The organism is Psychromicrobium silvestre (genome assembly GCF_013408295.1).
Taxonomy (GTDB): Bacteria; Actinomycetota; Actinomycetes; order Actinomycetales; family Micrococcaceae; genus Renibacterium; species Renibacterium silvestre.
The window spans coordinates 466,442-490,524 of sequence record NZ_JACBYQ010000001.1; the positions used below are offsets into that span (position 1 = coordinate 466,442).

General features: G+C 58.6%; 22 protein-coding genes and 1 tRNA gene. 14 read left to right on the plus strand and 9 right to left on the minus strand.

From position 1 onward, the window contains the following. The first annotated feature begins 1 nt into the window (after position 1). The 4 genes from FHU41_RS02250 to FHU41_RS02265 all read left to right on the plus strand — a co-directional run bounded on the left by FHU41_RS02250 (position 2) and on the right by FHU41_RS02265 (position 2,783). Positions 2 to 415 carry a hypothetical protein gene (locus FHU41_RS02250; RefSeq protein WP_179388022.1) on the plus strand — a complete coding sequence of 138 codons (414 nt, stop codon included), beginning with the start codon at positions 2 to 4 and terminating at the stop codon, positions 413 to 415. 714 nt (positions 416 to 1,129) lie between these two features. Beyond that, a complete protein-coding gene (locus tag FHU41_RS02255; RefSeq protein WP_179388023.1) occupies positions 1,130 to 1,453 on the plus strand; it encodes a hypothetical protein in 324 nt (107 codons plus the stop codon). Between the two features lie 62 nt (positions 1,454 to 1,515). Beyond that, entirely contained in the window at positions 1,516 to 2,061 is a 546-nt protein-coding gene (locus FHU41_RS02260) for a hypothetical protein (RefSeq protein ID WP_179388024.1), read from the plus strand. A 218-nt stretch (positions 2,062 to 2,279) separates the two neighbouring features. Beyond that, positions 2,280 to 2,783: a hypothetical protein gene (locus FHU41_RS02265; RefSeq protein WP_179388025.1), complete on the plus strand. Its 504-nt coding sequence runs from the start codon at positions 2,280 to 2,282 to the stop codon at positions 2,781 to 2,783. Positions 2,784 to 3,182: 399 nt separating this feature from the next. On the opposite strand, the gene FHU41_RS02270 is transcribed toward FHU41_RS02265, so the two are convergent. Together FHU41_RS02270 and glgC are read right to left on the minus strand one after the other, a co-directional pair. Beyond that, entirely contained in the window at positions 3,183 to 4,634 is a 1,452-nt protein-coding gene (locus FHU41_RS02270) for an SDR family NAD(P)-dependent oxidoreductase (protein ID WP_179388026.1), read from the minus strand. A 23-nt stretch (positions 4,635 to 4,657) separates the two neighbouring features. Then, the gene (gene glgC, locus FHU41_RS02275) at positions 4,658 to 6,013 is read right to left on the minus strand and encodes a glucose-1-phosphate adenylyltransferase (protein WP_179389082.1); all 1,356 of its coding nucleotides are present in this window, start codon (positions 6,011 to 6,013) and stop codon (positions 4,658 to 4,660) included. A gap of 93 nt (positions 6,014 to 6,106) precedes the next feature. On the opposite strand from glgC, the gene glgA reads away from it, so the two are divergent. Beyond that, on the plus strand, positions 6,107 to 7,318 hold the full coding sequence (glgA, locus tag FHU41_RS02280) for a glycogen synthase (protein WP_179388027.1): 1,212 nt from the start codon (positions 6,107 to 6,109) through the stop codon (positions 7,316 to 7,318). Positions 7,319 to 7,400: 82 nt separating this feature from the next. Here the strand turns inward: glgA and FHU41_RS02285 are convergent, their stop codons facing one another. Both FHU41_RS02285 and FHU41_RS02290 read right to left on the minus strand, forming a co-directional pair. Further along, positions 7,401 to 9,455 (minus strand): acyl-CoA dehydrogenase family protein, encoded by a 2,055-nt coding sequence (locus tag FHU41_RS02285; protein WP_246279410.1) that lies wholly within the window; start codon positions 9,453 to 9,455, stop codon positions 7,401 to 7,403. Further along, a complete protein-coding gene (locus tag FHU41_RS02290) occupies positions 9,448 to 10,179 on the minus strand; it encodes a TetR/AcrR family transcriptional regulator (RefSeq protein ID WP_179388029.1) in 732 nt (243 codons plus the stop codon). The genes FHU41_RS02285 and FHU41_RS02290 overlap by 8 nt, the downstream gene beginning before the upstream one ends. Positions 10,180 to 10,262: 83 nt before the next feature. Between FHU41_RS02290 and FHU41_RS02295 the strand changes: the two genes are divergently transcribed. From FHU41_RS02295 to kynU, 4 genes are all read left to right on the plus strand, one after another. Further along, positions 10,263 to 11,624, plus strand: a complete 1,362-nt coding sequence (locus FHU41_RS02295; protein ID WP_179388030.1) for an acetyl-CoA C-acetyltransferase — start codon at positions 10,263 to 10,265, stop codon at positions 11,622 to 11,624. A gap of 2 nt (positions 11,625 to 11,626) precedes the next feature. Then, a complete protein-coding gene (locus FHU41_RS02300) occupies positions 11,627 to 13,003 on the plus strand; it encodes a 3-oxoacyl-ACP reductase (protein ID WP_179388031.1) in 1,377 nt (458 codons plus the stop codon). 20 nt (positions 13,004 to 13,023) lie between these two features. Then, positions 13,024 to 14,004, plus strand: a complete 981-nt coding sequence (locus tag FHU41_RS02305; protein ID WP_343046224.1) for a MaoC family dehydratase — start codon at positions 13,024 to 13,026, stop codon at positions 14,002 to 14,004. Positions 14,005 to 14,132: 128 nt separating this feature from the next. Continuing rightward, positions 14,133 to 15,413 carry a kynureninase gene (gene kynU, locus FHU41_RS02310; protein ID WP_179388032.1) on the plus strand — a complete coding sequence of 427 codons (1,281 nt, stop codon included), beginning with the start codon at positions 14,133 to 14,135 and terminating at the stop codon, positions 15,411 to 15,413. A gap of 43 nt (positions 15,414 to 15,456) precedes the next feature. Here the strand turns inward: kynU and FHU41_RS02315 are convergent, their stop codons facing one another. Then, positions 15,457 to 16,221, minus strand: coding sequence for a hypothetical protein (locus FHU41_RS02315; protein ID WP_179388033.1), 765 nt, complete (start codon positions 16,219 to 16,221; stop codon positions 15,457 to 15,459). Positions 16,222 to 16,717: 496 nt separating this feature from the next. Then, positions 16,718 to 16,800 (minus strand) — tRNA-Leu (locus FHU41_RS02320). A gap of 166 nt (positions 16,801 to 16,966) precedes the next feature. Here FHU41_RS02320 and FHU41_RS02325 point away from each other — a divergent pair. Further along, the gene (locus FHU41_RS02325) at positions 16,967 to 18,271 is read left to right on the plus strand and encodes a M20/M25/M40 family metallo-hydrolase (RefSeq protein ID WP_179388034.1); all 1,305 of its coding nucleotides are present in this window, start codon (positions 16,967 to 16,969) and stop codon (positions 18,269 to 18,271) included. An 18-nt stretch (positions 18,272 to 18,289) separates the two neighbouring features. Then, a complete protein-coding gene (locus FHU41_RS02330) occupies positions 18,290 to 19,417 on the plus strand; it encodes an acyl-CoA dehydrogenase family protein (protein ID WP_179388035.1) in 1,128 nt (375 codons plus the stop codon). Here FHU41_RS02330 and FHU41_RS02335 read toward each other — a convergent pair. Beyond that, the gene (locus FHU41_RS02335; RefSeq protein ID WP_179388036.1) at positions 19,414 to 19,680 is read right to left on the minus strand and encodes a DUF5703 family protein; all 267 of its coding nucleotides are present in this window, start codon (positions 19,678 to 19,680) and stop codon (positions 19,414 to 19,416) included. The two genes, FHU41_RS02330 and FHU41_RS02335, sit on opposite strands and share 4 nt — an antisense overlap. Positions 19,681 to 19,719: 39 nt before the next feature. Between FHU41_RS02335 and FHU41_RS02340 the strand changes: the two genes are divergently transcribed. Continuing rightward, positions 19,720 to 19,974: a hypothetical protein gene (locus FHU41_RS02340; RefSeq protein WP_179388037.1), complete on the plus strand. Its 255-nt coding sequence runs from the start codon at positions 19,720 to 19,722 to the stop codon at positions 19,972 to 19,974. A 39-nt stretch (positions 19,975 to 20,013) separates the two neighbouring features. Here the strand turns inward: FHU41_RS02340 and FHU41_RS02345 are convergent, their stop codons facing one another. After that, positions 20,014 to 20,973: an aldo/keto reductase gene (locus FHU41_RS02345; protein ID WP_179388038.1), complete on the minus strand. Its 960-nt coding sequence runs from the start codon at positions 20,971 to 20,973 to the stop codon at positions 20,014 to 20,016. Between the two features lie 72 nt (positions 20,974 to 21,045). Here FHU41_RS02345 and FHU41_RS02350 point away from each other — a divergent pair, with 72 nt between their 5' ends. Together FHU41_RS02350 and mshC are read left to right on the plus strand one after the other, a co-directional pair. Further along, positions 21,046 to 21,879 carry an undecaprenyl-diphosphate phosphatase gene (locus tag FHU41_RS02350; RefSeq protein WP_179388039.1) on the plus strand — a complete coding sequence of 278 codons (834 nt, stop codon included), beginning with the start codon at positions 21,046 to 21,048 and terminating at the stop codon, positions 21,877 to 21,879. Further along, positions 21,876 to 23,147, plus strand: a complete 1,272-nt coding sequence (gene mshC, locus FHU41_RS02355; RefSeq protein WP_179388040.1) for a cysteine--1-D-myo-inosityl 2-amino-2-deoxy-alpha-D-glucopyranoside ligase — start codon at positions 21,876 to 21,878, stop codon at positions 23,145 to 23,147. Before FHU41_RS02350 ends, mshC begins: the two co-directional genes overlap by 4 nt. 29 nt (positions 23,148 to 23,176) lie before the next feature. Here mshC and FHU41_RS02360 read toward each other — a convergent pair whose 3' ends face one another. Next, entirely contained in the window at positions 23,177 to 24,073 is an 897-nt protein-coding gene (locus tag FHU41_RS02360; RefSeq protein ID WP_425503227.1) for a PAC2 family protein, read from the minus strand. Between the last annotated feature and the right edge of the window lie 10 nt (positions 24,074 to 24,083).

The following is a 24,083-nucleotide window of genomic DNA, read 5'->3' on the forward strand; positions in this document are numbered from 1 at the left end:
ATTGACTGAAAAAGATATGATTGGGAGGATCATAAATAGCATCTTCTATGTTGATGATGTCATTAGGATTGGAGATAAGGTTCCTTATGATCTGCAGGTTGCTCACGGATATTTCCGTCTGAATTATATAGATTCCGAAAGTTTTGAGATTTTTGATGCAAGAATTTCTTGGGATGAATTAATTGTATGGTTCTCTATGTATGGCCCCCTCCCGGAAAACCTTAGCAATAGACTCGAACAGTTGAAAAGTCAAGTTTTTAAGCCGAAGCATCGCTGTTATCGCTTGATAAATCCGGATCGCGATGAGTCAGAACATTCTTATGGATCTTCGATTGGGGAAAGTGGATTTTATGAGTACATGATCTTTAATCCAGAGCAGGAAGAGGTTTGGGTGGTTACTTGTACTGAAGACTAGCCAGGACCCGGCTATAGCGGAAGTTGAATGCTCAATGGACCTAGGTGTCCTTACATCGGAGAACTGTCATTTTGAGAAAATGATAAAACTGTGGAGTTCCATAGGCGTGCGCGCCAAGGATGCTTGGCCACTTTCCAAGGCTAAATAATTGAAAAAATTTGGACAACTCGAGAATTCTCATTTTTTCAAACAGGGACCTATGCTTGCTAGCAAGATGTCTGGGTGAGATTCAAAGAAGAGTTGAAGATTCTGAATTTTCAACTCGAATAAGTGTAGAGAAAGATATCTGCGCCCGTCTCGAGAAAAGACTATTGACTCTCCTCTCTAGTTTTTCAAATAATTTAGTACGTCTAGATTTGTCATCAATAGAAGTGAAGATACGAAACTCGGCATTGAATAAAGTTGTGAATGGCTTGAATATTGAAAATTTCGTGAAATCCTTGACAGGTACCTGGCTGGAGATCAGCGAACTATTCAGACGGTTCAGAGGTCAAGTAAACCCGTCAAACATATAGCCCTTCCTGCTCCTTGATAGCTGACCCGATGTCAGATTAATCTCCTGAAAGAGAGCCGTTCAGTTTCTTATCTCCTTAATAGCATTGGGGAATTAGGTGATGTTCGACTTGCTGGTTTTTGTGGGAGTGCTGGGGAGTTACGGGTGAACTCCTGAAAAGCTTAATTTTTTTCAGGTCTTTGAATCTACATGGTTGGTTATTGTTGCTACATCAATATAGTCCAATTCTGGAAAGGCTGGGGGATGATGCCCTGATAGGTCAGGCAGCCGACTTCGAACTGAGTGAGCACGAGGTGAAGTCCATCGTTAGGATTTTGCCTTCCGATGTTTCGCTCAAATCGACTTTGAGCAATTGCCCGGTTCCGGGAAGGTATTTTTCGCGCTTTGACGACGGCTCGCCGGAGGGCGAGGTCATTGTGTTTGTTCGAGATGGGATGCTGAATTTCATTGTGTATTCCTGGTACCGCGATGAGATGCCAGCCGATTGGCCGCTGCCAGTGCGGCTTCTTTTTGAAGACTCTTAGGCGTTGCACCGCTAGGCTAGCGGTCAACGTATAGAGAACGTTGGAATCCAGAAGGTGGGAAGATGTTCAGTGAGGTCTGTACCGCAGCAATGGCTCGGCTTAGGAGTCAAGCTGAGCTGCAAATTCGATCGGGAATTATTGATCCTCGCATTCGGGAGCAGATGCGCGAGCCTCTGATCATCGACGAAGGAAGTCTGTACTTTGAAGACGAGATCCGGAACGTTGGTCGGGTCACATTGGAGTCAATGTGGTACGACGTTGATCGTGAGGCATTTGTTAACAAATTAGCCCTCGATTGGCTGATAAATCAACCAGATCGGGTCGTGCAGAAACCTACCGCGGCTGACTTCGAAACTTTCGGAGTGCGTTGCGCCGCACAGGGCGTTATCCTTGCTAGAGCGGTGCTGACTTCGGCAAGGGCTATAACGGAACGACCGCAAATTGTGTATATTACTTTAGATTTTGAGAAGGGCGAATATGATGCCTGGTTCCCTACTGCAACATTCAGATTTACTGCTTATAGATTTGGAGTGACTCCCGGTGGCGAATGGATAAACATCGACCCAAAAGATCGCTCCTCGTATGTGATGTCGATCAGGCTTGAATGAAGCCGAGAGCCCTTATTGGTTCTCGATTTTCTGATAATGGCGGAGTTCATAGAAAGTAAGAGAACTTTCTATGAATTTGCGAGAAAGGGTGGAGGGTAACGCTTAGAGCCAGTCATATTATAAGGTATTTTCTGTTGAGTTTTTTGTGAAAAACTTGGCACTTAGGATTCGCGTTGGATAACAATTTCGTTTGTTGATATTTTCTGGGAGTCGACTTGTTGTCGTATTTAGGAAGTAAAATAATAAAATTTCTTGATTATAACTATGCGGATTTTCGTTGGGTGGTAGTGAGGAGGTTTTCCCTGGATTCCACCTTGAAAGAGAGGGATGTCTTGAGTGCTGTAGTAGCGCACCCCTATTATAGGGATGACTACTACAGCCCACTGGATGTTCTTCCCTCCGGAAGCGGGGAGGTTCATGGACCGTACATGGCCAGTTCGATTAGTTTTGGTAGCTTCGTTCGTGAGGGAGTCACGGATGCGGTTTCGAAAATATTGACGTGGGCTAGGCAGGATGGCCCTCTAAGTGCGGAGTTAGAGGGCATCCTAGATAAGGATATTTTAACTAATTTTTCAGCAGGTCGATCAATATTTAGATTAGATATTTCCTCAATAGAGCTAGAATCGCCGCCCGTGGTTTCCAGATTAAGTGGATTTGTTGAATATGTGGTCTTTGATAAATCTAGTAGAAATCTGGAACTTATAGTTTGTTCAGATGATTAGGTTTTGCGCGTTAATGCGGATCATACCTCGAGTCAAGTGTCGTGGGGCGGCGCGAGGTGCCTTATTGATAATAAAACCTTAGCCAGGAGCACCAACGGTTAAACGGCAGTCGCTGAGGCGGCTCTTGAGATCGGTGACGCCTTAGGCAGCGGTCTGTGGCGGGGAAACCGCTGGGGAAATCGGTGCTGCGAGCCAAAGCCGTTCAGGAACACGGCCTAGTCGTAGCGATCCTAGAAGGGTGGAATTCGACTCGCATCTATCCAATAATTTGGTGGTACTGAAGAGCAACGGTGAGCTGCTGCTTCAGCCAGATTTCACCCGATTTGGATTGCCAGATTTTTTCGTCGATTCAGATGTTGATGACAATGGATAACTTTGGGTCAATGATCTTAGCTGCGGTCACCAGGGACTCACCTTGTAATCCTTCAAGAAGCTCCCATGCAGATCCACCCCGGCCTCGCCCATCACGATCGGGTCGTAAACCCGCGCAGCCCCGTCCACCAGGTCCAGCGGTGCGTGGAAGCCCTCTTCGGCCAGCCGAATTTTGGTTTCATGCGGTCGTTCGTCGGTAATCCAGCCGGTGTCGACGGCGGTCATCAGGATGCCGTCGCTCTCCAGCATTTCGCCCGCCGAAGTCCGGGTCATCATGTTCAAGGATGCCTTGGCCATATTGGTGTGCGGATGTCCCGGCCCCTTATAAGCCCGGGCGAACTGCCCCTCCATCGCCGAGACATTGACGATGTACTTCCGCCGCGCGGCAGAGCGTCGCATGGCCGGGCGCAGCCGAGACACCAGTAGGAACGGCGCGGTGACATTGCACAATTGCACCTCCAACATTTCCAGCGGATCAACTTCCTCCACCACCTGAGTCCAAGAGTTGATGTGCCCGCGGTCAGGAATCAGTCCGCCAGCGTCAATAGCGGTCCCGGATAAGTGTCGATCCAAGGACGCCGAACCGCTAGAAAGCGCGAGCGAGGTCAGCGCGTCCGCAGCCAACACAGGATGCTCGCCCAGTGATGAAGCCAAAGCCAAGGGATGCTTATCGTGCGCATGCCCGAAGGTCAGCAGCCGGGGCCCGCCCGCAGCCTCGCTCAACGACGGCGGCAGGGGAGCGTTCTCCGCTTCAACGAGCGGTTGATAGGCGCCGGGACTGCGCCGCACGGTCTGCGCCGCATTATTGATCAAGATGTCCAGCGGCTCGGCGGACAGCGAATCGGTCAGCGCAATTACCTGAGAAGGATCGCGCAGATCTATACCGACGATCTGCAAACGATGCAACCACTCAGCCGAATCCTCCATGGCCGCAAAACGCCTAGCCGCATCGTTCGGGAAGCGAGTGGTGATCGTGGTGTGGGCGCCATCGCGCAGCAGCCGCAGTGCGATATACATACCGATTTTGGCTCGGCCGCCGGTCAGCAGGGCACGCTTGCCGCTGAGGTTGGTGCGAGCGTCGCGCTTCGAATGGTTAAAGGCCGCGCACTCCGGGCAAAGCTGGTGGTAGAAGGCATCCACCTGGGTATAAGGCTGCTTGCAGATGTAGCAGGGCCGGGCGCGTTGCAGGAAGCCCGCCACCTCACCCGTCGCCGAGGAAGCCAGCTTATTGCCCCGAGTCTCGTCATCGATCCGGTCCGGCGCGGCCGTTGCGGTCAGTGCTATGACGGCCTTATCCGCTTCGGCCACAGCGTCTCGCTTGACCACCCGGCGATGGCGCTTGACCGCCTTGAACATTTTGCCGGTGGCTCGGCGCACGGCAACATAACGCGGGTCTTCCTCGTCCAGCAGGTGGACGCTGCCCAACACGCGCAACGCGGTCTCAATGTCCTCGGAGCTTAGATCTTCGGTATTACTCACCCATCAACTTTAGACGCTGCCAGCTACTGCGAAGTATCGGACTGAAGTTCCGGAGCGCTTTCGACGCCGGCCCCCACCTCAGGCGAGCCACCAACCGTGGCATCAGTCGCCGTCGAACCCCCGGCAGGAGTGGCCGCCTCGGGAACCAATTGGCCCTTGGTAAGCACGGTAATCCCGGACTCTGTCACCTTGAAACCCTGGGCAGCATCCTGCGCCGGATCAACGCCAATGGTCGCCCCGGCAGGAACCCGCACATTCTTATCCAGAATCGCCTTGCGCACCACGGCTCCGGGCCCAATGGAAACCTTATCCATTAGCACCGAATCCTCAACCACAGCTCCCTCGGCCACAAAAACATCGTGCCCCAGCACGCTGCCGGTCACTGTTCCTCCGGAAATCACCACGCCATTGGAGACGATGGAATCCTCAGCGGTACCGGGGAAGGATTCACCGCGCACCAACTTGGCTGGCGGGGAAATGGACTGCCGGGTGTAGATCGGCCATTCCAGGTTGTACAGATTGAAGACGGGCAGCGGCGAAATGAGATCCATCTGCGCATCGAAATAGGAATCCAGGGTCCCCACATCCCGCCAGTAATAGCGGTCGCGCTCGGTAGCACCGGGAATGTCATTGTGATTGAAATCGTAGACCCCGGCCTCGCCGCGTTCCACGAAATAAGGAATGATGTCTCCGCCCATATCGTGCTTGGTGTCCAGCCGTTCGGCATCGTGCTCCAGGGCTTGAAGCAGATCCTCGGTGTTGAAAACGTAGTTGCCCATCGAGGCCAAGAACTGGCTGGGATCCTCGGCGAGCCCGGCGGTGGAAGCAGGCTTTTCCACAAAAGCCGCGATTTTCGCCGGATCAGCCGGATCGCTTTCGATCACACCGAAGGACGGAGCCAGTTCCAGTGGCTGCCGCACTCCGGCCACGGTGACCGGCAGCCCGGAGGCAATATGCGCATCAACCATCTGGGAGAAATCCATCCGGTAAACGTGATCGGCGCCCACCACCACCACATAATCGGGCTGAGCATCGTGGATCAGGTTGAGCGATTGATAGATCGCATTGGCGCTGCCCAGGAACCAGCTCTTGCCCACCCGTTGCTGGGCGGGCACTGAAGCCACATAGTTGCCGAGCAGATTCGACATCCGCCAGGTCTCGGAAATGTGCCTATCCAGCGAGTGCGATTTGTACTGCGTGAGTACCACCACTTGCCGATAACCGGAGTTGACTAGATTTGATAAAGCGAAATCGATCAGCCGGTAACCACCGGCAAAGGGCACTGCGGGCTTGGCCCGATCAGTGGTCAACGGCATCAGCCGATTCCCCTCGCCACCTGCCAACACAATAGCCAGAACCTTCGTTACCGCCATCCTGATGCCTCCACGCCTGTCCCCAAATTCGGGGTGATAAGTTCCACATCGAACATCTTCACAGTAGAACACGAACTGAGGAAGCACTACCGTATGAGCATGCGCATCGACATTGTGACCAAAGAATTCCCGCCCGAGATCTACGGCGGAGCCGGAGTACACGTCGCGGAGCTAGCCAGAGTGCTGGCACCGCAGCTGGATTTGCGAGTCCGGGCCTTCGGCGCGCCGCGCCCAGAGGATTACGCCGGAGCCAAGGTTTCCTCCTACCAAACGCCCGCCGATCTTGCCGGGGATAATGCGGCCCTGCAAACCCTCGGGGTGGATCTGCGCATTGTGCCAGACATTGAGGGCGCAGATCTGGTGCATTCGCATACCTGGTACGCAAATATGGCGGGCCATCTGGCTTCCTTGCTACACGGCATTCCGCATGTGCTCAGCGCGCACTCGCTGGAACCGCTTCGACCCTGGAAAGCCGAGCAGCTAGGCGGAGGTTATGCGCTCTCTTCCTGGGCGGAAAAGACTGCCTATGAAGCGGCGGCCGCCATTATTGCGGTCTCAGCGGGGATGCGCGAGGACATTCTGCGCAGCTATCCGGCAGTCGATCCGGCCAAGGTCAAAGTGGTGCACAACGGCATCGACGTGCTCACCTGGCAGCCCGCTGAGGATGAAGCGGAAACGGTCGACGGCGTGCGTCGGCTGGGAATTGATCCCTCCCGTCCCAGCGTGGTGTGGGTGGGCAGGGTCACCCGGCAGAAGGGGGTTCCCTATCTGCTGCGGGCGGCCCGTCTGCTGCCACCGGAGGTCCAACTGGTGCTGTGCGCCGGGGCAGCCGACACTCCGGAATTAGGTGCCGAGGTGAACGGGCTGATCGAGGAGCTGCGCGAAGCCCGCGGTGCCGATGGTGTAGTGGTGATCGAACGAATGCTGCCACGAGCGGAACTCATCCAGGTGCTCTCTACGGCCACAGTTTTCGCCTGCCCTTCGATCTACGAACCGCTGGGCATCGTCAATCTGGAAGCGATGGCTTGCGGCACTGCGGTAGTAGCCAGTGCCACCGGCGGTATCCCCGAGGTGATCGACGACGGCGTGACCGGGCTTTTGGTGCCTCTAGAACAGGTGAGTGATGGTACCGGAACGCCACTGGACCCGGAGACCTTCGTTCGTGACCTCGCCGCCGCGCTGACCGCCGTCGTGAGTGATCCGGCGAAGGCAAAGCAAATGGGGGAGGCCGGTCGAGTGCGCGCCAAGGAGCACTTCTCCTGGGACACCATCGCGCAAGAGACCATCGCGGTCTATCAAAGCGTGCTGTAAATCCCCAGCGAGTTCGCTCGGCGGGCGTCCAGCAGAACTATCTCCTGGACGCCCGCTCGATAGGCGTCTCCGGCACCAGGCCTTAGCGCTTCTTGCTGGCTTGCTTCTGCTTGAGCAACAGGATCTTCTCGTCAATCGGGGCCGAGCCCGAGGCACGCTGCTTCCGGAAGTAATCGGCCGCTTCATCCTGGCGCAGCTTCTCCGCGCCGGAAGCAATCGGTGCCCGCAGATGCTCCTGGCCGTAACCGAAGGCATCCACCAAATCCAGAGCATGTGGCCGGATCTTCGTCAGCAAGCGGTTGATGTAGTCGCCAACGGTGCGTGCCCGCTGCATGGAGAGCCTGCCGTTCATCAGGTACCAGGAGAGGTGCTTCTCGATCAGGCCCAGTCCGAAGAGGTCACGAACCCAGGTCAGAACTTCCTTGGTCTGCGGATCGGAAACCTTGGTCAAGCCCTCGGTGAAAGCCTCCCATTGCAGCAGCTCGGCGTGCGCTCGGGCGGCCTCAACCAGCTCATCCTGGTGCTGGTTAAAGATCGCGGCGGCCTTGGCCTGCGGCAGCTTCGCCGCGTCCTTGAGCGCATTGCCCACCTCGGCCACCATCGCCTCGACCCGCTCGGTCAGCAGTGCCCGCTGGCTCTCTTCATCCTTCAGCGCGATAGCGGAGCGTTGCACACTGCCGGTGTCGGCGACGAATTGGGCCACCTGGCGTAGACCGGTCTTGTTTACCGCCACATCGGCGGCTTGGTTGAAGGCAAAACGGGCCAGCACCCCGAAGTCCACATTGCGGAATTCTTTGGCGTAATCTGCCAGCAGTCGCTTGGCCACCAACTGCAGCAAGATCGTATTATCGCCCTCGAAGGTGGCATAAATATCCAGATCGGCGCGCAGTGAGGCAAAGCGGTTCTCGATCAGGAAACCAGAACCGCCACAGGCTTCACGAGTCTCTTGCAAGGTATCCAAGGCGTGCCAGGTAGAGAGAGATTTGAGCGCTGCCGCCAGAGTCTCTAGGTCCTGCCGGTCTTCGTCTGTGTCATGCGCGCCGGAGAAAACGTCGTCAAACTTCTTGAGTAACTGCTCATGTGCAAAGCTCGCCGCGTAGGTGGTGGCCAGTCGGCTGAACAGCCTGCGCTGGTGCCGCTGATAGTCCAGCAGCACCTCTTCTTCGGTATCCGAGCTGGCGTTGAACTGGCGGCGCTCGGAGGCATACTGGATGGCGATTTTGAGGGCGACCTTGGAAGCGGCGACGGCGGCTCCGTCCAGCGAGACACGCCCCTGCACCAAGGTGCCAATCATGGTGAAGAAACGGCGCCCCGGGCTGGCGATGGGGGAGCTGTAATTGCCTTCCGCATCGACGTTGCCGTAGCGATTGAGCAGGTTGGTGCGCGGTACCCGAACCTGGTCGAAATGCAGTCGGCCGTTGTCGATGCCGTTTAGCCCACCCTTAATGCCGTCGTCCTCGCCGCCGACTCCGGGCATGAACTCATGCGTCTGTGGATCGCGAAGCTGCACATAGAAGGCGTGCACGCCGTGGTTGACGCCCTTGGTCACGAGCTGAGCGAAGACGACGGCGGCCAGACCGTCGATCGCGGCGTTGCCAATGTAGTCCTTCCAGGCCGCACGGAAAGGTGTGTGGATGACGAATTCCTCGGTGGCCTCGTCGTAGGTCGCCGTGGTGGCGATGGACGCCACATCGGAGCCGTGCCCGGTTTCGGTCATCGCGAAACTGCCAGGGATCTCCAGGCTCATAATGCCGGGAAGCCATTTATCCTGGTGCTCCTGGCTGCCCAGGTGCATCACCGCGGCGCCAAACAAACCCCACTGCACGCCCGCCTTGATCTGCAAGGAAGGATCGGCGGTCACCAATTCCTCAAAACCTGCGACATTACCGCCGTGATCCTCGCTGCCGCCCAGACGCTTCGGAAATGCTCGATGCACAGCCTTGGCATCTACCAGCAACTTGAGCTGGCCAAAGGCTCGCTCCCGATGCTCGAAATGGGTCAGTCCCTCGATCTTGTGCACATCCGGCAGAGCCGCAAGTTCACGAGCTAGCTTGCGAGTTTCAGCCCATTGACCCAAAAGGATCTCGCCGAGTTCGGCAACGTTGATGCTCTCGTCCGAGGTGTGTGTTTCAGTCATGGAGTCCTTCATTCTTCCTTGAGATACTGCCGGGTTCAGGTGTTTTGAGTTGAGATTCAATGCCATTGAAAAGCCAGTGAGTAATCTGTTCCGCCATCTCTTCGGCGTTGGGACGGGCGTTGGAGCCACTGGCCGCACTATTGAGCCAGGATTCCCCCGCCGTGCGCACTAAGCCGATGGCCGCCGTCGGCCAATATCTGGCCAGCGGGGTTTCGGTGCCGCCCAGGTGCTCCCGCATGGGAGTGGCCACCATCGAGATGATCGCATCGAAGAAGCTACCCAATGCCCCGCTGGCGTGACCGATATCGGGTACCGGAAGGGCCGGGTTGGAGGAGCCTTGCGGGGAGCCGCTCTGGGTGGCGAAAGCGTAGACATTGGGGGAGGTCTGCGCCATCTGAAGATAGGCCGAAACCATGTTCTGTAAACCTTGCTGCGGGCTGCGAGCCGTTTTCGCGGCGGAGAGCACGGCCTCCTGCATTTGCCCGATCACCAAATCGCCCACCGCTTGCTGCAATCCGGCCTTATCCCCGAAGTAGCGATAGAAAACGGACTTGGAGGTTCCAGCGGCTGCCGCGATGTCCTCCATTGAGGCGTCCGGGCCTAGCCGGTGTACGGCTCGGCGGGCCGCTTTAATCAATTCGACCCGACGTTGTTCGCGATGGTTTGCCCAGCGCGCGGAGCGGCCATCTACGGATGGCTCGTCGATCAGCTGGGCGGTGTTCATGATACCCAGCGTATCAGGTACGCTAGGTATCAGTAATCCACTCGGGTGGGTCTCCGCCCGCGCCTTCGAATCAGGAGTCCTTCATGGCCGCTCAGAACAATTCCCGCCAGAAAGCCGCCGGTGCTGCTACCGCTCCGCTGCGTAACGCCGTCGTGATTGGTGGTAACCGGATTCCCTTCGCTCGCAGTGGTGGTGCCTATACCTACGCCTCTAACCTCTCCATGCTGACCGCCGCGCTGGATGGGCTGATCGCCCGCTTCGGCTTGCAGGGCGAGCGGATCGGTGAGGTTGCTGCCGGCGCGGTACTCAAGCACTCCCGTGATTTCAACCTGGCCCGCGAAACGGTGCTAGGTTCCGCTCTGGCTCCGGAAACCCCGGCCTACGATCTGCAAATGGCTTGTGCCACCGGCCTAGAGACGGTGCTCGGCTTAGCCGACAAGATCAAACTGGGCCGGATCGATTCGGCCATCGCCGGTGGCGTGGATTCCGCCTCGGACGCGCCCATTGCTGTCAGCGAAGGCCTGCGAACCGCCTTGCTGGACCTGAACCGAGCCAAAACCCTCGGACAGCGTTTGCAGATTCTCAGCAAGCTGCGCCCCAAGGATCTCTCCCCGAGCGCGCCCGGCACCGGTGAACCGCGCACCGGGCTCTCGATGGGCGATCACCAGGCGATCACCACGGCGGAGTGGAAGATCACCCGTCAGGCGCAGGACGAACTCGCTTTGGCGAGCCATCAGAATCTGGCCGCCGCTTACGAGCGCGGTTTCTTCGACGACCTGCTGACCGGTTACAAGGGGCTCAGCCGGGACTCTAATCTGCGCGCAGATTCGACCTTGGAAAAGCTCGCCAAACTCAAGCCTGCTTTCGGCAAAAACCTCGGCGACGCCGCCACCATGACCGCAGGCAATTCCACCCCGCTGACCGACGGTGCCGCCACAGTGCTGCTGGGCTCCGAGGAGTGGGCCACCGCCAAGGACCTGCCAATTCTGGCCAAGGTGATCGACGGCGAGGCGGCTGCCGTCGACTTTGTGCACGGTAAAGACGGCCTGCTGATGGCCCCCGCTTTCGCGGTACCGCGTTTGCTGGCCCGGAACGGTCTGAGCCTGGCGGACTTTGACTTCTTCGAGATCCACGAAGCCTTCGCCGGAACCGTGCTGAGTACGCTAGCCGCCTGGGAAGATGAGACCTTTGGCCGCGAACGGTTGGGGCTCGATGGTGCCTTCGGGTCCATCGATCGCAGCAAATTGAATGTCAACGGCTCCTCGCTTGCGGCCGGGCACCCCTTCGCGGCTACCGGCGGCCGGATCGTGGCCAGCTTGTCCAAGATGCTGTACGAAAAGGGCCTGGTAGAGGGACGTCCGGCGCGCGGCCTGATTTCGATTTGCGCCGCCGGTGGCCAGGGCGTAGTAGCCATTCTGGAAGCCTATGTTCCGGAGGCTAAGTAACAATGGCGCAGCTCAAAGCAGATAAGTACACCCAGTTCGTCTCCGCAGGATTCGGAAAGGACCTAGCTAAGAAGCTCGGCCTGCCGCAGCCAGCGATCCTGCGCCGTTTCGCTCCCGAAGAGCCCTTGATCACCGGCCCGGTGCTGGTGGTGGGCAGTAGCTCCGGCGCGGAAGCTTTGGCTAGTTCGCTGCTGGAGTGGAATCTCGACGTACGCCGGGTTGCCACGCCAAAGCAGAAGCTCGGCGCGATCATCCTGGTGCTCGACGAACTCTCCGATCCTAGGGAATTCTCCGAGCCGATCCGTACCGTGGGCGCTTCGCTCCGCGATCTGGCCGCTAATGGCCGTTTGGTGACCGTTTCCCGACCTGCCTCGGCGGAACTGGAACCCACCGTCGCTTCGGCGCGAAATGGGGTGGACGGCATTCTGCGTTCGCTTGCCAAGGAACTCCGCGCGGGCTCCACCGCTAACGGAATTCTGCTTGCGGACGGGGTGAGTACGACGGCGGTCAGCAGCTTGGGTGCGCTGCGTTACTTCCTCTCCGGACGTTCCGCCTTTGTGGATGGGCAGTTCCTCACCGTCGGTAGCGATTCCGGCGCGCAGCCCGCAGACTGGACTCGACCGCTGGAAGGTAAGGTCGCCGTCGTCACCGGGGCGGCGCGGGGGATTGGTGCCGCCATTGCGAAAACCCTGGCCCGGGATGGTGCTCGGTTAGTGGTGATCGACGTGCCGGCCGCCGGTGATCATCTGGCCGCCGTCGCAAATCAGGTCAAGGGAACGGCTCTGCAACTAGATATCACCGCCGAGGATGCTGGGCAACGGATCCTGGCGCACGCTGCGGAGCGCTATGGTCGCTTGGACATCGTGGTGCATAACGCGGGTATTACCAGGGACAAACTGCTGGCCAATATGGATCAGGGTCGCTGGGACTCGGTGATCGCCGTCAATATTTCCGCTCAGCTGCGCATTAACCAGGCGCTGCTAGCTTCTGAACTATTCAACGGCAACTCGGTCAACGGCAGCTCGGGCGCTCCGCGAATCGTCTCGGTGGCTTCCACCAGCGGTATTGCCGGGAACCGCGGGCAAACCAACTACGCGGCCTCCAAGGCTGGGGTAATCGGGATGGTGCGTGCCACCGCTCCGCTGCTGGCTCCGGCCGGCGGCACCATCAATGCGGTGGCTCCGGGCTTCATCGAAACCGATATGACCGCGAAGATCCCTTTTGCTACCCGCGAGGTGGCGCGTCGGCTCAATTCTCTGCAACAGGGCGGACGTCCCGAGGATGTTGCGGAGACGATTGCCTTCCTGGCCAGTGACTCAGCGGGCGGGATCAGCGGGAATGTGCTCCGGGTTTGCGGGCAGAATCTGGTCGGACAGTGAGTAAAGTGCCTGCCGAAGAAGTGCCTTCTGAAGAAGTGCCTGCTGAAGATACAGGACAGGAAGCCGGAGCATCGCGGCGGGTTATTGAGCTGTCCGAGCCGCCGGTGCTATCCAAGCTCTATGCCAAGGCGGCAACCGCTCCGGCCTTCGGCGCACTCGGCATCCGTAAGTCGGGAAAGAGTTTCCCGGCCGTGGAGTACCGGCTGTCCGGACTGCGCGCCGAGCTAAAACAGCTGCGTGATTTCAATCGTCTGATGCACGGTAGCGACCGGGACGAACTACCCGCCGGTTTTGTGCACATTATGGCCTTCCCGAGCGTCATTGCCCTGATGTCCGCGGACGGCTACCCGTTGCCTTTGCTGGGTGCGGTGCACTTGGAAAATCGAGTGCAGCAGCATCGTCGGATTGATCCTGCCGAGCGGCTCGCGGTTCGGGTTTGGGCGCAGAATCCCGCCCTACACCGGGTAGGCACCCAAGTTGAGCTCGCCGTCGAAGTGAGTGCCGAACAGGCCGGGGACGTGGTCTGGACCGGAGTTTCGACCTATTTGTCTCGCGGAGTGCGGTTAGCTGGGTTGGATCAGGTGGAGGGCACCGAACACGAGAAGTTCACTGCCCCCGACGCTAACGCTCGCTGGACGCTGGGCTCCGATATAGGGCGTCGCTACGCGGCGGTCTCCGGGGATATAAATCCCATCCATCTGAGTTCCTTGAGCGCCAGGGCACTGGGAATGAAACGGGCGATAGCGCACGGCATGTACCTGGCTTCGCGGGCTTTGACCGATGCGAAGCCCGCCGGACTGGATGCTTTTGGCTGGGATGTTCGCTTTGCCACGCCGACCTTTATCCCGGGCACGGTGGCGCTGCGCTTTCAGGAGCAGCCTATTGATTCAGTTGCTCCGGAGACCGGCGTTTTGGGGAGCCGCGGCGCGGTGGCCTTTCAAGGTTGGAACCAACGCAACGGTAAGCCGCACTTCTCCGGTAGCGTTCATCCACTATCTTGATCCCGCTGGCACTATCTTGAGCAATCCGAGCGAAAGGGATCTGCATCTTAAAACCCGCTGAAAAGATGTAGATCTCTTTAGCTCGATGCGGGGATGGTGCGGTGGCTTGGAGGGAATATCATGAGGGCATGAATGCTGATTCCGCCAATGACGTCGCCAATGCAGCACCTGCCCCGGGCAATCCCGGCAGCTCTGAACCGTTGAGTTTCGACTACGCCCAAGAACTCGACCTCGCCGATCCTCTACAGGAACACCGGGACGCTTTTATCGGCAGTGACGATCCTGCCCTGGTGGCCTATCTGGACGGAAACTCCCTAGGACGGCCCTTACAAGCTAGCGCCGACCGGATCGGCAGCTTCATTACCGAGCAGTGGGGGAGCCGACTGATTCGTGGTTGGGATGAAGGCTGGCTCACGCTGCCCGCCCGCATCGGAGATGATCTGGGCGCAGTGATGCTCGGTGCCGCGCCGGGACAGATCACCATCGGGGATTCCACCACGGTGCTGCTCTACAAACTGTGCCGCGCCGCCGTCGCCGCTCGTCCGGATCGTCGGGAAATCGTGTTGGATACCGAGAATTTCCCCACCGATAGATTCGTGCTGCAAGGCATCGCCGCCGAGTGCGGACTGGAGCTGCGGTGGATTACCCCAGCCTACGAAGGTGGCGTGACGGCGGCCGAACTGGAAGCCGCGGTGGGGGAGCACACCGCGCTCGTGCTGCTCAGCCATGTCGCCTACCGCTCCGGATACCTCGCCGACGTTCCGGCGCTGACCGAGATTGCACATCGCGCCGGGGCGCTTATCCTCTGGGATCTTTGCCACTCCGCCGGGGTGCTGCCCAGTCAGTTGGATAACTGGCAGGTGGATCTCGCCGTCGGCTGCACCTATAAGTACCTCAACGGTGGCCCCGGTTCGCCCGCCTTCGCCTACGTGCGCCGGGAACACCAGGAATCGCTACGGCAACCGATTCAGGGTTGGCTGGGCAGCGACGATCCTTTCCGGATGGGAGAGGACTACCAGCCCGCCGCGGGTATTCGGGCCTTCACCTCCGGCACGCCACCAATCTTGGGCATGCTGGCGCTACAGGACATGATCGCGCTAATCGAATCGGTGGGCATCGAAGCGGTGCGGTCTAAGTCCATTGCCTTGACGGATTATGCAACGGATCTGTACGACGGCGTGCTGGCGCCTCTGGGTGTGCAGCTCGCCTCACCACGGGACAGTCAGTGGCGTGGCGGACATATCACCCTGGACCATCCGAGTTTCCGTGAAGTGACGGCCAAGCTCTGGGAGCAGGGCATCATCCCGGATTTCCGGAATCCGAACGGTATTCGGCTGGGGCTATCGCCGCTTTCCACGAGTTTCTCGGAGATCTGGGTCGGCGTAGATGCGATTCATCAGGCGCTATGAGCCGTCCGAACGGTTTACGAGTGAAGGCCAGTGTCTCCTGGATTTAGGAGGAACGTACATATGTCAGCACCTCAACCTCAATGGCGAGCGATGTCGATCCGATCTTGGCCGTGGCTAGGTTTTTTGCCGCCTGAGGATCGGTGTCCGATAGCAGGTAAACCGTCATACCGCCACCCCAATTAGCCTGAATCTTGCTGACTCCGCTCAAGGCGAGAAACTCTGGAACCATGGCGGCAAGTTCGGGCCTCTGGGGATCCAATTCGACCGAGGCTTGGCCCTCACGTCTGGGGCTAGCGATTCTCCATCTACTACCACCCATCATGGCGAAGTCGTATCGATCGGTTAAGATTTTGACCGCATTGACTGCGGCTAACGGCGTCTTATAACTAATCTTGGGGTTGCCAATAGCCGTGGCGGACTCAAAACCTGGGATCTTTCTCAACGTAAAAATGAAATCGAGGTCTAACTCTAGGGAAGGGTCAAATTCGATGGTCCCCCAGTTTACCGATTTGATGAAAATATCGTCCTTCGTCTTAGTTAGTTCCAAGGCGGAGCTATAACTTTGTCGGAAATCCGTTTCGGAGGTCTTTTCATCGAAGAAAATATCGATAACGGCACCAGTGCCGTAGGTACCGGTAAGAGAGACATGCGTACTCTTGACGCCCTTGAGCTGATCGATTTTTTCAGTGATCTTGTGTGCTTTCTGATCCAGCAGCGCCGGGTTTTGGCAACCCGTAAGGACCAGCGTTGAGGCGATAGCGAGGACTAGAAGTCGCCATCGGACTGTTTGCCACTTTAATGACCTCAAGACAGCTCCAGTCGGAGGTTGGACGAATCGGTTAGCTGATCATAACGATGGAATTATGTATTTTCAAGCTTCGGTGAAGGGCTTTTTCTTTGGTATAACTCTTTAGAGGGTTGTGCCTTGTAGTTGTGGGATTAATATTCACCGGCGAGGGAAGGACTGCTGACTTATACACCGGACGGCTGATCATCAGAATAATGTCGACAACCCGGAGTCGCTGCTAGCGGTGTTCGGGAATTTGTGGGGCGAATTGAGACTGAGCCAGCCACTCGAATTGGTTCACGATAGTCCACTGACTTGGAGATAGCTTAATGCCGCGACAGTGGGCTATCGCGATGTCAATGAGCTATCGCGAACAGATTCACGCCGTTGGACGAAGGCTGGGCGCCGGGCGCCGGAAGGGGAAACGGGCGCCGGAAGGGGAAGCGGGTGCGCAGGAGGGAAATAGCTCCCAAAAACAATGGTCCCGACTCGATATACGAGCCGGGACCATCTTGTGTGCGCGGAGGGGGACTTGAACCCCCACCCCGTTTCCAGGACTAGCACCTCAAGCTAGCGCGTCTGCCATTCCGCCACCCGCGCAGGTGGACTTTTGTCATCTTTTGAAACGTTCGCAAACCCCTCAAAAGCCACAAAAGCAGCGAGAAAAACCATAGCACGATTTGGCGTGAAAACCTGAATCCATCCGGCGGTAGGGTGAGTAGGGTAGAGGCATACCCCGATGGCGAATGTAACAGGAGAGTGCTGCATGGAACAGCTCAAGGCCGAAGACGAAGTGGTAGGAATCTGCCAGGAGCTGATCCGCTTCGACACCTCGAACTACGGAGACAATACCGGCCCGGGGGAGCGCAAGGCGGCCGAATACACCGCCGCGCTAATAGAGGAAGCGGGCTTGGAGACCACGCTCTTCGAGTCGGAGCCGGGTCGCACGTCGCTGGTGGCCAGGATGGCAGGTAAAGATCCTTCTAAGGGTGCCCTGGTGGTACATGGACACCTGGACGTGGTGCCGGCTCAGAAGGAAGACTGGTCGGTAGACCCCTTCGCGGCCGAGTTGAAGGACGGGCTGATCTGGGGCCGCGGCGCCGTGGATATGAAGGACATGGACGCCATGATCCTCTCCGTGCTGCGTTCGATGGCCCGCGAGGGCAGGACCCCTGAGCGGGATTTGATCTTTGCCTTCTTTGCTGACGAGGAAGCCGGGGGAACCTACGGCTCGCACTGGGCGGTGGATAACAAGCCGGAGCTCTTCGAAGGCGCAACCGAGGCAATTAGCGAGGTCGGAGGCTACTCAACGGAAATCGGCGGTCAACGCACCTATCTGCTTCAAACCGCGGAAAAGGGCCTGTCCTGGCTTCGGCTACTGGCTCACGGCCGCGCTGGGCACGGCTCGCAGATCAATACCGATAACGCCGTGACCCGTTTGGCTGGGGCGGTCACTCGGATCGGAGAGTACAAGTGGCCGGTGGAACTGACCAAGACCACGCGGCAATTCCTGGACGGAGTCACCGAGCTGACCGGAGTGGAGTTCGATCCGGATAACCCGGACGAACTACTCAAGGAACTGGGCACCGTGGCTCGCTTTGTTGGTGCCACCCTGCAGAACACCACTAACCCGACCGTGCTGCGTAGCGGCTATAAGCACAATGTCATTCCGGGCACGGCAGAAGCGCTGATCGATGCCCGCACCCTGCCCGGCCAGCAAGAGAAGGTGCTGGAGATCGTCCGCGAACTGGCCGGGGCCGGCGTCGAGGTCAGTTACGCACACCGTGACGTGGACCTGGAGGTGCCATTCTCCGGGAACCTGATCGACTCCATGATTGATGCCCTGCACAGCGAGGATCCCGGGGCTAAGGTGCTGCCTTACACTCTCTCCGGAGGGACCGACAATAAGGCGCTCAGCAAACTGGGAATCACCGGCTACGGCTTCGCGCCCTTGCAATTACCCAACGACCTGGATTTCACCGGGATGTTCCACGGCGTGGACGAGCGAGTGCCCGCCGACTCGCTCAAATTCGGCGTCCGGGTCTTGGACCGGCTGCTGAGCAGCTACTGAGCCAGACAGGGAGCCACAGTGATTGATCTGCTCAGCGATGAACTGCTGGAGCGTTTCAGGGCAAGAGCGGCGGTATACGATGCCGAGAACCGCTTCTTCAGCGAGGACCTGGAGGAGCTCAAGGAGCTTGGCTATTTGAGACTATTCACCAAGCCCGACGGCGGTTTGGCGGCTGCGGCGGCAGCTCAACAGCGCCTCGCCACGGCGGCGCCGGCCACCGCGCTTGCGGTGAATATGCACCTGGTCTGGACCGGGGTGGCCAGATTGCTCAAGGAACGCGGTGATGACTCGCTGCAATTCGTGCTTGACGAGGCCGAACAAGGGGAGGTTTTCGCCTTCGGTAACTCCGAGGCTGGCAATGACTCGGTGCTCTTCGATTCCACTACGGTCGCGGAGCCGACGGCGGAAGGAGGCTACCGCTTCAAAGGAACGAAGATCTTTACCTCGCTTTCGCCAGCCTGGACCCGGCTGGGCATTTTTGGCAAGGACAGTAGCGGTCCCGAACCACGATTGGTGCATGGGTTCATCCACCGGGAAACCCCCGGTTATCGCATCATGGAGGACTGGGACACCCTGGGGATGCGGGCCAGTCAATCCAATAGCACCGTGCTGGACGGCGTGCTGATTCCGCGGGAACGGATATTCCGGAGTCTGCCGGTAGGCCCGAACGCCGATCCGCTCATTTTCGCGATCTTCGCCTGCTTTGAGACGCTGGTCGCCTCCGTCTACGCCGGAATAGGGGAGCGGTCGGTGAACCTGGCCGCGGAAGCCGCGCGCCGCCGTCGTTCACTAAAAAATGAGGCGAGCCTGGCCAAGGACCCCTTGGTTCGAGCCCGGGTGGCCAGGGCCGCGTTGATCATGGACGGTATTTACCCGCAGATCGAAGCGGTAGCGCAAGATGTTGATCAAGAGGTGGATCGAGGCAAACAATGGTTTGCCAGCCTGGTTGGACTGAAAATTCGAACCACCGAGGCGGCCCGAGAAACCGTGGACCTGGCGATTAAGGTGGCCGGTGGAGCAAGTTATTTCAGCGGAAGCGAGCTGAGCAGACTTTACCGAGATGTACTAGCCGGGCAGTTCCACCCCTCCAGCGAAGATTCGGCATTGAACACCATAGCTACAGCCTGGCTTGGACCCGCACTTTAGACGGTCCGCTCGACGCGCAACACCTTCCGACGCAACCAGAACTGCCGAGCACCTCCGGTGTACAAGCGGCTACGCTGCAACTCCCACTTGCCGTACTCGGCGTGTTCGGTCAGCCTCTGACGTGCCTCGTTGACGGATTCCTGGGCGCTTACGGTGAGTACTAAGTACTCGTATTGCCGCGCGAAATCTCGCTCCCGACGGACCGATCCGGATTGTTCTTTGGGGCTGCGTCCCGGAAGTTGCCAGCTGAATTCTTCTCCCATGACTCCCCATTTTGGCCCCTAAGGGCTAACGTCGTATATATGAGCATAGATCCGCGTGTCGCGTTGCAGTCCCTGACCTCAGCGCTTGAGGAGCATCTTGCCGCCTCCGTATCCCGTCGCGGTGACGACGATCCTTCGGTGGAAGCAGCATATCTGGCGATCGCGGATGCTTTCGAAGTTTATGAAGAAGTGCTCTATGACTCTTACGGTGAGGTCACGCCCTTGGTGATCTACGAAGAGGACGAGGATGAGCAGGACGATGAAGACGAGGATCTAGAGCCGATTCAAGGCTAGCGACCGGTCCTAGAACGGTCCGCGGCTGAAGCGGGAGTTTCAGCGGTTCAAACCCAGTTCGGCTCCGGCACCCAGCGAAACCTCATCCAGCACGCTCACGATCTGCTCCGGTAACGCCTCTAGGGTGCCAGCCAGAACGGCTTGCAACTGTTCCGGAGTACGCGGGCCGATAATCGCGGTGGCCACAGCCGGACGCTGCACTAGCCAACTGAGCGCCACATCGCTCGGATCGCGATCGAGTCCCTTTGCCGCGGTCAGCACAGCCTCAGTGATCCGACTGGCTTTGCCGGATAAATATGGTTCGACATAGCCGGCCCAACGATCGGAGGCCCCTCGCGAGTCAGCGGGGATCTGGCCCCGATACTTTCCGGTAAGCACGCCACGGCCCAAGGCGCCCCAGCACATCAGCCCGCTGCCGGCGTCTTCCGCGGCTGGCACCAACTCAGCCTCGGCGCTGCGATTGAGCAAGGAATATTCAACCTGATCGGCAACCAAAGGGGTATCTACCAGTTGTGCCGATTTGGCCAGCTGCCAGCCCGAATAGTTCGAGACCCCGGCATAACGGACCCGGCCCGAGGAGACCGCGTAATCCAGCGTGTCCAGGGTTTCCTCTAGGGGTACATGCGGATCCCAGGTGTGGGCCAGCCAGAGATCGAGATAGTCGGTACCGAGCCGGGCCAGCGATGCGTCCAAGCCCGCAAGTAGGCCGCGACGCGAGCAATCCACCATCCGTCTACCCTGGCGGCGCTCAATGCCCGCTTTGGACACCAGGACCAGATCGGCCCGGGCTACCAGATCGCCGATCAACTCGCCCAGAATGGCCTCACTGCTGCCCTCGCCGTAACTAATCGCGGTATCCAGGACGGTGCCGCCCGCCGAAATATATCCCCGTAGAAGTTCACGGCACTGATCTTCATCGGTGGAAGTGCCCCAGGACATGGTGCCCAGGGTCAGAGCGGAAACGCGGAGGCCGCTGTGGCCAAGAAATCGCTGTTGCATGAGCCAAGTTTACGTGCCGCAGAAAGTGTCACGTGCTGGGTGCTCCGGTTTCGATGGCATAAAGTCATCTACGTGAACTGGTTAGAAGCTGCCTTTCTGGGCCTGGTGCAAGGCTTGACGGAATTCCTTCCGATTTCCTCAAGCGCTCATCTCTTCATCGTCGGGAAACTGATCGGTTTAGAAGACCCGGGGGCAGGCTTCACCGCGGTGAGTCAGCTCGGCACCGAAGCCGCCGTGGTGGTCTTTTTCTGGCGGGATATCGTCAGGATCGTCAAGCACTGGTGGCTATCCATTATCGGAAAACTGCCGCGTAACGACCCGGATGCCAGGATGGGTTGGCTGGTGATCGTGGGTTCCATCCCGATCATCGTGATTGGTATCTTCTTCCAGAACGCGATCGAGGGATCGTTGCGAAATCTCTGGATTGTCGCCACCACCTTGATTGTCTTCGGCGTCATCTTGGCGATAGCGGATGCGGTGGGTAAGCACCAGCGCAGCATCGATCAACTGACCGTGAAACACGGCATCATTTACGGCCTGGCACAGTGCCTGGCATTGATCCCCGGAGTATCCCGCTCCGGCGGTACCATCACCGCTGGCTTGCTGATGGGCTATACCAGGGAAGCAGCCGCCCGATATTCCTTCCTGCTGGCGATCCCCGCCGTACTGGGTAGCGGTTTCTACGAGCTCTTCAAGGTCTACGTGAAGCACGACGGCGTGCAAGGCCCCTTCGGCTTCGGCGAAACGGCACTGGCTACCGTGGTGGCCTTCGTAGTGGGTTACTTCATCATTGGCTGGTTCCTGAAATTCATCTCGACCAATAGCTACCGAATTTTCGTTTGGTACCGCATTGCCCTTGGCCTGCTGGTGTTCGTACTGCTCGGCTTCTCGGTGATTTCCGCATGAGGGCCTGGGGAAACACTCAACTGCCCTCATTGCCGGGACGGCTGAGCCAACTTGAGCTCTTCGATACGGCCAGTAAGCGGCTTCAACCGGTGCCCCTTCAGGGCGAGGTGAGTCTCTACGTCTGTGGCATTACACCCTATGACGCCACCCACTTGGGGCATGCGGCCACGTACCTGGCCTTTGATCTGCTCGGCAGGGCTTGGCGGGATGCCGGTGCGAAGGTGCGTTACGTGCAGAACGTGACAGACGTGGACGATCCGCTGCTGGAGCGAGCGGAGCGGGACGGCATCGACTGGCGTGAGCTCGCGGTGGCGCAGACCGATCTGTTCCGCAGCGATATGGAAGCGCTCAGGGTCCTTCCGCCGGAGCGCTATATCGGCGCGGTGGAAGCCATTGAGTGGATTGTTCCCGAGGTAGAGCGCTTACTCGCCGAGGGGTTAGCCTATGCGCTGCCGGACGGTGATATTTATTTCGACGTCGTAGCCTCCTCCTCCCATGCGGCCCCGGATGCTTGGTGGCTGGGTCAGATCTCCGGACTCTCCGAAGCCCAGATGCTGCCGATCTTTGCGGAGCGCGGTGGAGATCCGGAGCGGACGGGGAAACGGAATCCACTCGATGCTTTGCTCTGGCGAGCAGCCCGGGAGGGCGAGCCATCCTGGCCCGGAGCTTCGCTGGGGGACGGCCGTCCGGGTTGGCACATTGAATGTACGGTGATTTCTCGACGCTTCCTGCCTGCCCCCTTCACCGTGCAGGGCGGGGGATCGGACCTGATCTTCCCGCACCACGAAATGGGTGCGGGGCATGCCTGGAGTTTGAATCATCGTCCAATGGCCAGGCTCTATGCCCATACCGGCATGGTGGGCCTGGACGGCGAGAAGATGAGTAAGTCCAAGGGCAACCTGGTGCTGGTCTCCAAGCTGCGTCAGTCCGGTGTGGAGCCAGCAGCGATCCGGCTTGCGGTCTTGGCTAATCACTACCGTTCCGATTGGTTCTGGACCGAGCAGCTTTTGCAGGTAGCCCAACGGCGGCTGGCGAATTGGCGGCAGGCGCTGAACGCCGTCGAAACCGGTTCGGCTGAACCCTTACTGGCGGAGATCCGAGCCGCCCTAGCTTCCGACCTGAACGCACCGAAAGCTCTGGCCGCGGTAGATCTCTGGGCGGCAAGAAGCGATTCTGGGCGCGGGAATCAAACCGGTAATCAGCACAGCGAAGCCGATGCGGCGCTGGTGGTCGCAGCAGTCGATGCCTTGCTAGGCGTGCAGCTCTAAGGGTTCCAGGGGTTCAAGCCTCAACGGGACTAGTTTTTGTCCTTGCCGCGTCGGCGCAGATAACGCTCGAATTCACGGGCGATTGATTCTCCGGTGGCTTCGGGCAGGTCTGCGGTGTCCTTGGCCTCTTCTAGCTGTCGGACGTAGGCAGCAATTTCCGGATCATCGGCGGCTAGCTCATTAACCCCGCGCTCCCAGGCCTCGGCCTCTTCGGCGATATCGGCCGTTTCCAAAGGAGATTGCAGCAGCTCCTCGATCTGATGCAGCAAGGTCAGCTGAGCCTTGGGTGAGGGGGACTGAGCCACATAGTGCGGCACAGCCGCCCAGAGTGAAAGGGTGGGTAAGCCGCGCTTGGCGGCGGCATCCGCCAATACCCCCACAATCCCGATAGGGCCCTCATACTGCGGTGCTTCTAAGTTGAGTCGTTCCCTGAACCGGTCGTCATCGCTCGTTGAGGTCACCGGGATGGGGCGGCTGTGCGGCACATCGGCCAGCAGGGCACCGACCAGCACCAGGCAATCAACCCCTTGTTGCTGCGCATGCTGCAAAAGTTCATCCGTGTAGGAACGCCATTTATAAGACGGCTCAATGCCGTGCACAAACAACACGTCAACCGGGCTGCTCGTCAAGGACACTCGTGAGAGCTTGGTAGTGGGCCACTTCACCCGGCGTTCACCCTCGGAATTTCGTTTCACCACGGGGCGAGTGAACTGGAAATCGTAGTATTCCTCGGCATCAATCCTGGCCACCTTGCGCGCGCCCCACAGCTTGTGCAGATACTTCAGCGCATCACTAGCCGCGTCACCGGCATCATTCCAGCCCTCAAAAGCCGCAAGCATCACGGTGACCCGCTCGCCGGAGGTATTCCCAGCGGCTGGGACGGGCAGAAAGCTGCCGGGTTGGGCGTCGTCGTCAAATCTGCTCACAGCACCACCC

Coding starts and splice junctions, on each gene's coding strand:
- FHU41_RS02290 (WP_179388029.1), bottom strand. CDS start 10,179: ATGAACACCGCCCAGCTGATCGACGAGCCATCCGTAGATGGCCGCTCC.
- kynU (WP_179388032.1), top strand. CDS start 14,133: ATGAATGCTGATTCCGCCAATGACGTCGCCAATGCAGCACCTGCCCCG.
- FHU41_RS02285 (WP_246279410.1), bottom strand. CDS start 9,455: ATGACTGAAACACACACCTCGGACGAGAGCATCAACGTTGCCGAACTC.
- FHU41_RS02345 (WP_179388038.1), bottom strand. CDS start 20,973: ATGCAACAGCGATTTCTTGGCCACAGCGGCCTCCGCGTTTCCGCTCTG.
- FHU41_RS02325 (WP_179388034.1), top strand. CDS start 16,967: ATGGAACAGCTCAAGGCCGAAGACGAAGTGGTAGGAATCTGCCAGGAG.
- glgA (WP_179388027.1), top strand. CDS start 6,107: ATGCGCATCGACATTGTGACCAAAGAATTCCCGCCCGAGATCTACGGC.
- FHU41_RS02260 (WP_179388024.1), top strand. CDS start 1,516: ATGTTCAGTGAGGTCTGTACCGCAGCAATGGCTCGGCTTAGGAGTCAA.
- FHU41_RS02335 (WP_179388036.1), bottom strand. CDS start 19,680: ATGGGAGAAGAATTCAGCTGGCAACTTCCGGGACGCAGCCCCAAAGAA.
- FHU41_RS02340 (WP_179388037.1), top strand. CDS start 19,720: ATGAGCATAGATCCGCGTGTCGCGTTGCAGTCCCTGACCTCAGCGCTT.
- mshC (WP_179388040.1), top strand. CDS start 21,876: ATGAGGGCCTGGGGAAACACTCAACTGCCCTCATTGCCGGGACGGCTG.
- FHU41_RS02295 (WP_179388030.1), top strand. CDS start 10,263: ATGGCCGCTCAGAACAATTCCCGCCAGAAAGCCGCCGGTGCTGCTACC.
- FHU41_RS02300 (WP_179388031.1), top strand. CDS start 11,627: ATGGCGCAGCTCAAAGCAGATAAGTACACCCAGTTCGTCTCCGCAGGA.